At 48.5% G+C, this 12642-nt stretch carries 13 protein-coding genes; 8 read left to right on the top strand and 5 right to left on the bottom strand.

Annotated features, from left to right (window positions below):
* The first annotated feature begins 336 nt into the window (after window positions 1-336).
* The 6 genes from coxB (at window position 337) to FGI41_RS17660 (ending at window position 6547) form a co-directional block, all read left to right on the top strand.
* Window positions 337-1407: a cytochrome c oxidase subunit II gene (gene coxB / locus FGI41_RS17685; RefSeq protein ID WP_438358036.1), complete on the top strand. Its 1071-nt coding sequence runs from the start codon at window positions 337-339 to the stop codon at window positions 1405-1407.
* A 45-nt stretch (window positions 1408-1452) separates the two neighbouring features.
* Window positions 1453-3303, top strand: coding sequence for a cytochrome c oxidase subunit I (ctaD, locus tag FGI41_RS17680; protein ID WP_139491667.1), 1851 nt, complete (start codon window positions 1453-1455; stop codon window positions 3301-3303).
* On the top strand, window positions 3300-3911 hold the full coding sequence (locus FGI41_RS17675) for a cytochrome (ubi)quinol oxidase subunit III (protein WP_139491666.1): 612 nt from the start codon (window positions 3300-3302) through the stop codon (window positions 3909-3911). The genes ctaD and FGI41_RS17675 overlap by 4 nt, the downstream gene beginning before the upstream one ends.
* Before the next feature lies 1 nt (window position 3912).
* On the top strand, window positions 3913-4239 hold the full coding sequence (locus FGI41_RS17670) for a cytochrome C oxidase subunit IV family protein (RefSeq protein ID WP_139491665.1): 327 nt from the start codon (window positions 3913-3915) through the stop codon (window positions 4237-4239).
* 922 nt (window positions 4240-5161) lie between these two features.
* Entirely contained in the window at window positions 5162-6055 is an 894-nt protein-coding gene (locus FGI41_RS17665) for a cytochrome c oxidase assembly protein (RefSeq protein ID WP_139491664.1), read from the top strand.
* A 33-nt stretch (window positions 6056-6088) separates the two neighbouring features.
* Window positions 6089-6547 (top strand): DUF420 domain-containing protein, encoded by a 459-nt coding sequence (locus tag FGI41_RS17660; protein ID WP_139491663.1) that lies wholly within the window; start codon window positions 6089-6091, stop codon window positions 6545-6547.
* Window positions 6548-6568: 21 nt separating this feature from the next.
* Here FGI41_RS17660 and FGI41_RS17655 read toward each other — a convergent pair whose 3' ends face one another.
* The 5 genes from FGI41_RS17655 to FGI41_RS17635 form a co-directional block, all read right to left on the bottom strand.
* Window positions 6569-8455, bottom strand: a complete 1887-nt coding sequence (locus FGI41_RS17655; RefSeq protein ID WP_139491662.1) for a putative bifunctional diguanylate cyclase/phosphodiesterase — start codon at window positions 8453-8455, stop codon at window positions 6569-6571.
* Between the two features lie 121 nt (window positions 8456-8576).
* A complete protein-coding gene (locus FGI41_RS17650) occupies window positions 8577-8906 on the bottom strand; it encodes a hypothetical protein (RefSeq protein WP_139491661.1) in 330 nt (109 codons plus the stop codon).
* A 118-nt stretch (window positions 8907-9024) separates the two neighbouring features.
* Window positions 9025-9495: a spore coat protein GerQ gene (gene gerQ, locus FGI41_RS17645; RefSeq protein ID WP_438358035.1), complete on the bottom strand. Its 471-nt coding sequence runs from the start codon at window positions 9493-9495 to the stop codon at window positions 9025-9027.
* Between the two features lie 180 nt (window positions 9496-9675).
* A complete protein-coding gene (locus tag FGI41_RS17640) occupies window positions 9676-10107 on the bottom strand; it encodes a cell wall hydrolase (protein ID WP_139491748.1) in 432 nt (143 codons plus the stop codon).
* A 114-nt stretch (window positions 10108-10221) separates the two neighbouring features.
* On the bottom strand, window positions 10222-10791 hold the full coding sequence (locus FGI41_RS17635) for a YqaA family protein (RefSeq protein WP_139491660.1): 570 nt from the start codon (window positions 10789-10791) through the stop codon (window positions 10222-10224).
* A gap of 134 nt (window positions 10792-10925) precedes the next feature.
* Between FGI41_RS17635 and FGI41_RS17630 the strand changes: the two genes are divergently transcribed.
* Window positions 10926-11144 carry a hypothetical protein gene (locus tag FGI41_RS17630; RefSeq protein ID WP_139491659.1) on the top strand — a complete coding sequence of 73 codons (219 nt, stop codon included), beginning with the start codon at window positions 10926-10928 and terminating at the stop codon, window positions 11142-11144.
* Between the two features lie 103 nt (window positions 11145-11247).
* Window positions 11248-12354 carry a cyclic dehypoxanthinyl futalosine synthase gene (mqnC, locus tag FGI41_RS17625; RefSeq protein WP_139491658.1) on the top strand — a complete coding sequence of 369 codons (1107 nt, stop codon included), beginning with the start codon at window positions 11248-11250 and terminating at the stop codon, window positions 12352-12354.
* The last annotated feature ends 288 nt before the right edge of the window (window positions 12355-12642 follow it).

Raw genomic sequence — 12642 nt, 5'->3', positions numbered from 1 at the left:
GAAATGTAAAGATAGTTAACGTACAGGTGGTTCAAATCGTTTACAATAAAGAATAGCGTGTAAACACCACCACTTGCTTTATCCCCGTTTCCCCGCGAAAAGGTTTCTTGATCACTTTTCCCGGGAAAACGGATTGAAAAAAGGGGGCTTGAACAACAGGCGATAAAGGAGCATGGAAATCATTCATCGTAGTGCGTTTTACCGAGTATCTGAGTTTGATTGGCTGGTAAAATAAACCATCCCAAAGCTTTGCCAAACATGTTGCATTAATAGACTCCAAGTTGATAGAATAAGTAGGTCTATTAAAAAGGAGAGAAAGTGGGGCTAGATTGTATGATGAGACGGTTGCAACAAGTAGGGCGTCTACTACCCCTGTTTGCGGTACTTGCGCTTATGCTTACCGGTTGCAGCAGCGATCCTTATTTGTCTGCTTTGACTCCTAAGGGTCCTGCGGCTGAGATGCAATTATTCATGATGAAGCTCAGCCTTTACGTAATGCTGTTCGTATTCGCTGTAGTAGTGGCGATCTTCGCTTACGTACTGGTTCGTTATCGTAAACGCAAAGGAGACAACAGCATTCCTGAGCAGGTAGAAGGTAACCACAAGCTGGAGATTATCTGGACTGTGATCCCGTTCCTGCTTCTGATCGTAATCGCTGTTCCGATGGTTTCGACAACATTCACGCTTGCGAAAGACTACTCGCAAGACAAGGAAGCGGTAAAAGTAAAAGTTACCGCACACCAATTCTGGTGGGAATTTGACTATCCAGAAGCAAAAATCAAGACAGCTCAAGAACTTTACATCCCAGTTGGTAAAAAGGTTTGGCTGGAACTTACTTCCGCTGACGTAATCCACTCCTTCTGGGTACCAGGTATCGCTGGTAAAATCGACACCAACCCAGGTATGAAAAATACCATGTGGCTGGAAGCGAGCGAAGAAGGCGTGTTCCAAGGTAAATGTGCTGAGCTTTGCGGTGCGTCCCACGCACTGATGGACTTTAAAGTTAAAGTTGTATCCCAAGAAGAGTTCGATGCTTGGGTAGCTAAGATGTCCAAAGAAAAACCTGAGTCTACTACTGATGGTGCTGACACAGCACTGGCAGCAGAAGGCGAAAAAATCTTCCAACAATCTTGTGTAAGCTGCCATGCCATTGATGGTAACGGCGGTAAAATCGGTCCAGACCTCAGCAACTACTCTGAGCGTCAAACCGTAGCAGGTTTCCTGCGTAACGACCCTACTCACACTGGTGACGAGGCTGTTCGTACTGAAAACCTGAAGAAAAACCTTCACAAATGGTTGTCCAACCCAGAAGAGGTTAAACCAGGCAACCTGATGAAAATCGGTCAATTGAAACCTGAAGAGGTTGATGCTTTGACTGAATACCTCTCCAACTTGAAACGTCAGTAATTCTTTGAACTAAAAGTTTAACTCTGAAACAAAGGGGGCAATACCGTGGCTCAACATGCGGCACGTCCACGTAACACTGGGTTAAAGGATTGGCTCACTACGGTGGACCATAAGAAAATCGGTATCCTTTACCTCGTAGCCGGTGGATTCTTCTTCCTTCTTGGTGGTATCGAAGCGGTACTGATGCGTCTTCAGCTGATGTACCCTGAGAGCAACCTCTTCGTAGGTGCTACCTTTAACGAACTTTTGACCATGCATGGTACGACAATGATCTTCTTGGCAGCGATGCCGATCATCTTCGCACTCATGAATGCGATTGTTCCGTTACAAATCGGGGCGCGCGACGTTGCGTTCCCGTTCGTTAACTCACTTGGTTTTTGGCTGTTCTTCTTTGGTGGTACGCTTCTGAACCTGTCTTGGTTCTTAGGCGGCGCTCCTGATGCTGGTTGGACGGCTTATCCGCCACTTTCCGGCACGACGTACAGCTCGACTCACGGTGTAAGCTTCTACGTACTTGGTCTGCAGATCGCAGGTCTTGGTACCCTGATCGGTGGTATTAACTTCCTCGTTACTATCATCAACATGCGTGCTCCAGGTATGACCTTCATGCGTATGCCATTGTTCACTTGGTCCGCATTCATCACTTCTGCACTGATCCTGTTCGCATTCCCTGCGATCACGGTAGGTCTTGTACTTCTCATGTTCGACCGTATCTTTGGCGCTAACTTCTTCGAGGTAGCCAACGGCGGTAACGTAGTACTCTGGCAACACCTTTTCTGGATCTTCGGTCACCCAGAGGTTTACATCTTGATTCTCCCAGCTTTCGGTATCATTTCCGAAGTTGTTGCTACGTTCTCTAAGAAACGTCTTTTCGGTTACTCTGCGATGGTATTCGCGACAATCGTTATCGGTTTCTTGGGCTTCATGGTGTGGGCTCACCACATGTTTACTGTTGGTATGGGTCCTGTAGCTAACGCACTCTTCTCGATCGCGACCATGTTGATCGCGGTACCAACCGGTATCAAGATCTTCAACTGGCTGTTGACCATGTGGGGCGGTCAAATCCGTTTCACGACAGCTAACCTGTTCGCAGTTGGTTTTATCCCAACATTCGTTATCGGTGGTATGACAGGGGTTATGCTCGCGGTTGCGCCTGCTGACTTCCAATACCATGACTCTTACTTCGTAGTAGCTCACTTCCACTACGTAATCGTTGGTGGTATGGCGTTTGGTCTCTTCTCCGGTTGCTACTACTGGTGGCCAAAAATGTTCGGTAAAATGCTCAACGAAACCATTGGTAAGTGGAACTTCTGGCTCTTCTTCATCGGTTTCCACCTGACATTCTTCCCGCAACACTTCTTGGGTCTCACAGGTATGCCACGTCGTGTATACACTTACATGGCAGGCCAAGGTTGGGAAATGGGTAACATGATTTCCACAATCGGTGCTTTGGTTATGACATTGGGTACTGCTGTGTTCCTCTGGAATGCATTCGTAACATCCCGTAAAGCTGAAAAAGCTCCTGCTGACCCATGGGATGCACGCACACTTGAGTGGGCGATTCCATCTCCAGCACCTGAGTACAACTTTGCACAAACTCCACGCGTACGTGGTCTTGATGCACTTTGGGTAGAAAAAATGGCTGGTAACAAAGGTATGACTCCGGCTGAACCACTTGGTCCGATCCACATGCCGTCCCCATCCATTCTGCCATTCCTGATGTCTGTTGGTTTCTTCATCGCTGGTTTTGGTTTCATCTATCACCAAACCATCGTTTCTGTTGTTGGTCTGTTGGTCGTATTCTATGGAATGTTCGCTCGTTCCCTGTTTGACGATCATGGCTTCCACATCGAAGTGGACGAAATCAAGGAAACTGAAAAGGGGGTTAAGTTATGATCCACGATCATGGCGTACTGCCTGCAGAACCGGAAAAAGCCACCCTTGAAGGACGTAATAAAGTCCTCGGTTTCTGGCTGTTCCTTGGTGGTGAGACCGTACTTTTCGGTTCTTTGTTCGCAACTTACCTTGCGTTGAAAGAATCGTTCGTTGGCGGTCCATCTCCAGAAGAGCTTTTTGACCTCAAAATCGTAGCACTCGCTACTATCTTGCTCTTGACTTCTTCTTTGACATCCGTATTTGGTGTTATGGCGATGCATAAACATAACACTAAACTGATGCAACTCTGGTTTGGTATTACTGTTATCCTCGGTGCCGGCTTCTTGGGTCTTGAGGTGTACGAGTTCTATCACTACTACCATGAAGGTCATACTTTGACCAGCAACGCGTTTGGTTCTGCGTTCTATACGCTCGTAGGTTTCCACGGAGGTCACGTAGCGTTCGGTGTAACCTGGATTGCATTGCTCCAAGCTCAGCTGGCGAAAAAAGGCCTCACAGTAGTAACCGCTCCTAAGTTCTATGTAGCAGCTCTTTACTGGCACTTTGTAGACTTGGTGTGGGTATTCATCTTCACTGTAGTTTACCTGATGGGAAAGGTGGGCGCATAACATGGGTAACATCAACCTTGAGAATGCACATCCACAACCGAAAATCAACAAGTCCCACGGCATCGGCGTCAAAGGACATCTTGTTGCATTCGCTCTCTCCATCGTTCTGACTGCACTTGCTTTCATCGGTGTTATTTACTTCGGTGATGACAGAAGTTTCGTAATCCCTTACATCATCGGTCTTGGCATCGTGCAAGCACTCGCACAATTGTTCATCTGGATGCACATGAGCGAAAAGGGTCACCTTTTCCCGCTGGTCGGTATGGTTTCCGGCGTAGTGGTAATCCTCCCTGTAATCCTGATGGGTCTGTACCTCTGCTGGTGGTAATCCACTGACAAAGGCTAATAAGGTACAAGAAAAAGAATCGGAGCTTCGGCTTCGGTTCTTTTTTTGTCTATAAGTAGGTTGTTAGTGGTGGAGAGGGAGAGTCCGTGGTTCCCGTGCTTCGCTCGGTTGACAATCCGCGAGGATGATTAAACTGTCCGCTTCGAAAGGAGTCTTGGGGGAATTGGGGGTAAAATGTTTCAACCCCCCGAAGAGAGGGGGCATCTGGGTGTTTCAAGAAGTGAGACTGTTACCCCCTAAAAGCGTTCCCCCAATACTCCTTTCTCCGCTAGGCAGGCTTGTCAAAGGAGCTTGCACGGGAACCACGGACTCTCCCTGCCAGCACTGAGTGTTGAACTGATTAAATACAAAAAAAGAAAAGAGCTATAGAAGTTCGGACTAGGATGCTTTTGTATCTTTTTAGTTTCTTATCTTTTCTCTTCCCTTTCTCTCCTTGTCATTACATCGCAACCTACATTCCGCATAGAGAGCGGGCGTGGTTCCCGTGCAAACTCCTTTGACAATCCCGCCCAGCGGAGAAAACAACAAGGGTAGCCAACTTCTCTGAGTTACTCAGGGGCAAACAGTCTCACAACCCTGAAACACCCAGATGTCCCCTCTCATCGGGGGATCGAAACATTTTTGCCCCGTCCTACCCTTGTTGTTTTCGTAGCGGCCAGTCCCCACATCCTTGCTGATTGTCAACCGGGTGAAGCACGGGAAACACGCCCGCTCTTTATCGGCACAAAGGTAGTTGCGATTTAGTGACAAATCTACCCACTACCTAGATTCCACACATCTAAAAAGGTATAATAAACACTGTGTTTACATCACTAACGCTACGTCACAAAACAGAGTTATCTTGACAGCCTATTTTTCCTTATAGGAATCCCTTGCTCAAGTTTGAGAGGAGGTTTACCGCATCATGAACCAACATCAGCATCACGATGTCGTACAGGCAGGGCCAAGCTTTTTTGAGTTGTGGAGCCCTGAATATATGCTTTTCTCTGTAGCGCTTGTTGCGATCTATTTGGCTGTGACGGGGCCGTATCGTCACCGCTTTGGCGTAACGGAGGAAGTGCCGATGGGGAAAAAGATCACTTTCGTTATGGCTATGGTGATCTTCTATCTGGCGATGGGTAGTCCGTTGGCTTATTATGGACATCATTATCTGTTTAGTGCGCACATGCTCCAGCAGTCTCTGGTATACCTGATTGTACCGCCGCTTGTCTTAGTGGGGACACCAGCATGGTTTTACCGTGGTCTGTTGAATAACGAAAAGGCATTGCGTTTTTTCAAGAGAGTGACGAACCCGATTTTTTCTCTGGTGACATTTAACTTCTTGTTCTCTCTGTATCACTATCCGATCATTTTCGACACGATGTACAGTATTCATGGCCTGCATAACGTCTACCATGGAATTCTGCTTCTGGCTGCCTTCCAGATGTGGTGGAACGTAGCGTGCCCGGTACCTGAGATGGAGCGTTTGACTCACGTACGTAAAATGGGTTATATTTTCGCAAATGGTGTATTGCTTACTCCGGCTTGTGGTCTGATCATCTTCGCATCTGATGTGATGTATCAGGTGTATCAGGGAGTGCCGCAGGTTTTTGCTGCGCTGCCGATCTTGGATGACCAACAGCTGGGTGGGGTCATCATGAAGCTCGTACAGGAGTTGGCGTACGGCTTTACGCTCTGGTATGTCTTCTTGGGTTGGTACCGCAATGAGAATCCAACTACAGCTGCTGATGAGATCGATGCGATCGAGCCATTCGAGACCCTCGATAGCTCAAGCGACCGGATGATCCCGGCGAAATAACACAAAAACACTGGATGATGGAAGGGATATGGCATGCTGACGATTTTGCCGCTGATTAGTACAACCTTTATCGTAATTAGTGCGATTCTGGTCGCCTATGGATGGGCTTTGATTAAACAAGGGAAGAGAGAAGAACATAAAAAGACAATGCTGGCCGCGTCCGGATTTGCTCTGGCGTTCTTCATCATCTATATGTCCCGGACAATCTTCGTGGGGAATATGAACTTCGGTGGTCCGGCAGAGTGGAAGCTCTACTACCAGATCTTCCTCATCGTTCATATCACCTTGGCTACGACTGGTGCCGTGCTGGGTCTGCGCATGCTGTATACCGGCTACAAGGCTCAATGGAAGCAACATAAAAAGATTGGTCCAGGAACATCGATTATCTGGTTTTTGACCGCAATTACAGGGGTTATCGTCTATCTGCTCCTGTTCGTGATCTACCCAGGCGGGGAAACCAACAGTTTGTTCAAAACCATCCTCGGATTTTAATCCGTGGCAAAAACCCTTGATTCAGATATCAAGGGTTTTTTCTTTTATCCGGGAGTCCAATTCATCCGTCGTGCCAAAGGTCGTAAACAAAGCGGCCATCTCGTCGGAGGGGACAGGCGGACTGAAGAGAAAGCCTTGGATCTCATCACAGTTCTGATCGACCAAGAAGCTTCGCTGTGCTTCGGTCTCGACACCCTCGGCAATGACCTTCACACGCAGGCTGTGGGCCATAGCGATGATACATGTGATGATATCGGAATCATACGGGTCGATAGTGAGGTTGTGGACGAAGGTCCGGTCGATTTTGAGAGCGTGGATCGGAAAGCGTTTCAGATAGTGGAGGGAGGAGTAGCCTGTGCCAAAATCATCGATAGAGATTTTGATGCCGCGGTCTTTAAGCCGCTTTAGCTTGTCGATGGAGCTGTTGACGTCGAGGAGCGGGATGCTTTCGGTTACTTCCAGCTCGAGATAGTGAGGGGAGAGGTCGGTTTCGACGAGGATTCGTTCAATGGTTTCCACCAGGTCTTTTTGCTGGAACTGTTGGACGGAGAGGTTGACGGCGATCGGAATAGGGGGATGGCCGGCTGTCTGCCAAGCCTTGTTTTGCTTGCAGGCAGTACGCAGGACCCATTCGCCGAGCGGGATGATCAATCCAGTCTCCTCAGCGAGCGGAATGAACTTGGCAGGGGCCACCAGACCCATCTCAGGGTGCTGCCAGCGGACAAGTGCTTCGACACTGATGATCTTATGGCTGGCGAGGTCGATACGGGGCTGATAGTGCAGCAAGAACTCCTCACGGGCGAGTGATTTTCGCAGTTCGTTTTCTAGCTTCAGCTTTTCGTAAGCGGTGTAGTTCAGGGAAGCGGTATAGTAGTGGAATCTGTTTTTGCCCGATTCCTTGGAGCGGTACATCGCCAGATCGGCATTCTGCAGGATCTCCTCAAAACAATCACCATCGTCGGGAAAAATACTGATCCCGATGCTGCAGGTCACAAACAGCTCCTGCCCTTCCAGAATCAGTGGTGTCGCCATGGTAGAGAGAATCTGTCGGGCAATCTCATCCACATCGCTAAGCTGCTGGATATTCGGCAGGATAACGGTGAATTCGTCACCAGAGAGGCGTGCCACGGTGTCTCCCTGACGGACACAAGCCTGCAGCCGTTCGGCGACACAGCGGAGCAACAGGTCACCCAGACTATGTCCCAGCGTATCATTAATCTGTTTAAAACGGTCTACATCCAGAAACATCACTGCTACTTTTTCACCGCGTTCACGGGCTTCCTCGACGATCCGTTGCAGGGTTTTGCGGAAACTGCGCCGATTCGGCAATTTGGTCAGGGAGTCATAGTGGGAGAGGAAGTACAGCTTCTGAAAAGCGGTGTCGATCTCATTTTTGGCCTCATGAATGATACGGGCGGGAAGCTGATACAAGACAATCCCCATAACCAAGCCCAGTCCGGAAAAAGCGGCAAACAGCACGCCTGTCTTATACAGCTCATGCATCCATGGTCCTGAGACGACGACAAATCCGAGAATACTCTCCCCATGCATGATCGGGGAGCTGTAACTGATGTCAAAAGAAGAGGGCGTAAGATAATCACGGGCATACAAGGGTTGTCTGTCCTGATCATACACGTGGATGGCGATGGTATCGTCCATTTTTGATTCGGTGATGATTTCCTCCAGCCGCTCTTGAGGAAGGGGCCATGTATCGGGGATCCGCTCCAGCTTGTCACGGATCATCCAGGCCAGATGCTGGCTGTAGTGGGAGACTTGTTCGGATGCATCCCGAAAGGTAAGGAGCAGGTGACTGAGCGGCATCGAGACCGCAATGATCAAGCCCGTCAACAACGAGAGGAACAACATGCGTTTCGTGAAGTCCTGATAAAAGCGAACGACCTTATTCATGAAGTCCGATCACTCATTTCTCAAAAGTTTGCCCTAGGACTATACTATTTCAGTTGTGTGCTTTTGGTCGCAATAAAAAAGCCCATACCGGATTGGGATGGGTCAAATGTCATTTTTTCAATTATTGTTTTTTCACGAATTCCTGAAGACGGCTTGCTGCGAGTGCAGGGTCCATGGTGATTTGAAACAGGATCTGTAAATGGCTTGATGATGTCAGATTCAGGCGGGTTGCATGATATAATTGCGGTTTCTGCTGCTTGATGATGGTCATGATCTCGGTGGTTGGCGGGACAACTCCTTTGGTCCGCAACAAACCGTTCAGATAGGCAATGAACTGTCGAATGGAGTGGGGGTTATCGTTATCAGGTACTTTATCGATCAGGGCAACTAGGTCTCTTACCATCTGCTTTTTCTGTTCGATGGGATTAAATCCCAAAGCATTGTGATTCATATTATCCCTCCGTACTACTAATTCCCTACTTATGTACCCTCTTTGAATAGGACATAAACATCAATTGATGAGAATTTACAAAAAAAAGACTCTCTGGAAAAGAGAGTCTTTTTTGGGTCTAACGTCTGGTTGGGGCAACAATCCCGCCTGGAGTAGGGGGAGCAATGTATTCCAACGGCTCATCAAACGTGATGTAATCCAGATTTACCATGAGGAGGAGATATCGTCTGCCGGTCTGCGGATCGCTGATAATGATGTGGTCACGCCCGGCTGCTTCGAGGACGCCTTTGAAGACTTTGGCATTCCATTCTTGGTTATTTTCAAAGGTTTGATAAATCGTAGCCACTTTGCCGAGGTTCATCCGCAGAATGTTCTCGATGTAGGATTCTTCGACGAATGGAGCTGCGGCGCCTGCTACTGCTCCTGGAATGACCGCACCTGGGACTGCTGTCTGTACGCCCCCCACAACCCCTGGAATGATGCTGCCGGATGGCTGAACAGGTGAGATCGGTTGAGCGTATGGTTGAGCCATTTGAGGTGCCATAGGGGCAGCATACATCTGTTGTAAAGCTTCCGCCATCGGTGCCATTGGTACCTGTGGAGCCATATAAGGAACAGCTTGCGGGTTCATCTGTGGCTGCCATTGCATCATGCCAGCAGGGCCACAGTCAGCACAGCCACCATATTGAGCTCCAGCGATATTCATAGGGTTGGGGTTCATATTCCCAAAGTACGGATTTACACTCATTTCCATTACATTTCTCTCCTTTTAATAAACTCCATAAACTCGGTTGCAGTTTACCGGGGTAGGTCGGTAGAAACAGTGTGCTTTGAAGCGCCCTGCGTTCCACTGGTTAAACCATTGGGCGGGACAACGGCCATACGGTTTAAAAAACCACAGGGAGTTGCTGGCTGGATGCTGACGCTCCCCGTTGATTACCCGGCGTGCCAATCTTCGTTCGCTGTCACGAGCGCGCTGATAAAAGTATGACTTGGTGATGGCTTCATAGCCTCCTGGACGTTGATACACCATATCACGAACCGAACGGATATTTTTAAAGTCAAGACAGTTCGCCCTGATCCGATTTACTCCTACGTTGCCCACCATCAGCATGCCGAGCTGACCTTCGCCTTCTGCTTCGGCGCGCATCAGTCTGGCCAGTAAGTCTACATCTGAAGAATTCGTCTTGATTACAGCCACTCTGTCACCCCCGCTGATTGCCTTATACATTTTCAATATATTGGCGTTTGCGGAATAGGTGATTCGTCTAGAAAAAAAAAGCCCGCCGCATCGAACGTGCGACAGAGCGAGTCATCATCCGTTATTCTTTTTCTTGCGGCGAGTCCACCATACATAGAGGAGAGCAACGATCAAAGCCAGACCCAACAGACTTACTTCCATATAATCATCAAGCAGCTGTTTGGCGTGTTTCCCGTACAGATAGAACAGCGTACCGATCAAAAAGCTCTTCACACCGCGCCCGAGCACCGTAAACAGCATCAGTTTGGCAAATGAGTATCCCAGCGCTCCCGTGAGCACCGAGAAGACCTTGATCGGAATCGGGGTGAAGGCACCGATCAGCAGAAACCCGTCCCCATTCTTCTGGAATTTTTCGATGGCGACATCGGTCCATTTCTTCGGGAGGAGCTTGTGCATGACCGGACGGCCCAATACTTTTCCTAAGATAAATCCGACAGGTGCCCCTGCTACGGTTCCGAGAAAAGACATCAATGCAAACAGTAATGCATCATGGGGCATATTTAAGCTCATCGCTACCTGTAAGATCAGTGGGGAAACCGGCAAAATAAATGAGTCTAAAAACGCCATGGTGAACAGACCCCACTCACCATACGTTTCGAATAGGTGCAAGATTTGGTCGAACATGTCGATCTCCTTTATTTTTTCTGACAAATCATGATTCCATTATACATCAAACTGACAGAAAAATCGCATTGACTCGTGAATACTTTCTTACTACTATTAGGTTATACTGGCTTCAAATTACTGGGAGGTACCCTATGAAGAACATTGGTTCTGGCCAAATCGTATTTTATGCACCGGATAACAGTGTCACCAGGCTGAAGGGTGAAATCGTGGTCAAAGGCGACCGTGTATCCCTGACTGAATTTATTTATTTTAACGGTAAACCGAACGGTGCCAGAGAAATCAATTTCCCGCTGGCTTCCTGTGTGATTCACTGGGATCCAGAGGTTTATGAAGAAATCGGTTTTGAATAGACAAGCCTTCAATAATTAAGCTTTGACGATCCTTGCCAATAGGCAGGGTCATTTTTTTGTGTTAGGATTAAGAGTGCAACACAGAGAAGAGGAGGAGATCCTTTTGATCGATAAAATCCTAGAGAGAGCAGTGGCTGGGGAACGGCTCGGCTTAGAAGACGGACTGGCCCTGTTCGAAAGTGACCAGGTCGAAAAAATCGGTCACGCGGCCAATCAAGTCATGCAAAAATGGCATCCAGACCCGATTACCACGTTCGTAATCGGCCGTAATATTAACTATACCAACGTATGTGATACGTATTGCCGTTTCTGTGCTTTTTATCGTCCGCCGGGTTCCAAGGAAGGATACGTGCTTCCGACCGAACAGATTTTGGCAAAAATCCAAGAGACTGTTGATGTGGGCGGAACCGAAATCCTGATGCAGGGCGGCACCAATCCAGACCTGCCGTTCGAGTATTACCTCGACCTGCTGCGTGAGATCAAGAAGCATTTCCCTAAGATTCAGATGCACTCCTTCTCCACAGCGGAAGTGGCGAAGATGGCACAGGTATCCGGACTTAGCATCGAACAGACCCTGATCGAGCTGAAAAAAGCGGGTCTTGATTCCCTGCCGGGCGCAGGCGGAGAAATCCTCGACGACCGCACCCGCCGCAAAATCTCCCGTCTCAAAGGCTCGTGGACCGAGTGGATCGACATCCAAAAAGCTGCGCACCGCGTCGGCATGCATGGTACGGCTACGATGGTTATCGGTTTTGGGGAAGAGATGGAGGAGCGTGTCCTCTCCCTCATGCGCATCCGTGAAGCACAGGATGAGACCAAAGGCTTCAAGGCGTTCATCACATGGACCTTCCAGCCGGAGAACACCAATATGAAAGCCGTCAACAACACACCGGAAGAATACCTCAAGACACTGGCGATCAGCCGTCTGATGCTTGATAACATCGCCAACTTCCAATCTTCCTGGGTAACCGTGGGCCCTGACTTCGGCAAACTCTCCCTCTCCTATGGTGCCAATGACTTCGGCTCCACCATGATGGAGGAAAACGTCGTCTCCGCTGCTGCATGTACCCACAAGGTCAACACCAATCTGATCCTTGACCTCATCCGCCAAGCCGGCAAAATTCCGGCCCAACGCAACACCAACTACGAAATCCTCCGCGTCTTCAAAGAAGGCGAGATGGCGGAAACAGATTTCGTCATGCAAAATTAGTCAGTACTCGACATTCAACAATAACCTGTCTCTTCTATAATATATATGGAAGAGATAGGTTTTTTATTTTGGTTAATTTCGGGAGGGAGGAGTGAGCGAAGTATTCCCTTTATGTTTTTTATTATCCCATCCATCGTGAGTCGACAGCGAGTTGTGGCGAACCTGCTTTTGAAACCCCCTACTCAGCGAAGAAAAAATTCATGGCGTCCGTACTTCCTCGAGACAGCCAGGGGCAATAGTCTCACTACCTTGAACCACCCAGATGTTTTGCCCCGACCCTAGCCATGA

Origin of the sequence: Brevibacillus dissolubilis (genome assembly GCF_006170445.1) — a bacterium.
In the GTDB taxonomy this organism is placed as follows: Bacteria; Bacillota; Bacilli; order Brevibacillales; family Brevibacillaceae; genus Brevibacillus_B; species Brevibacillus_B dissolubilis.
This window is presented reverse-complemented; position numbering and strand designations above follow the sequence as displayed.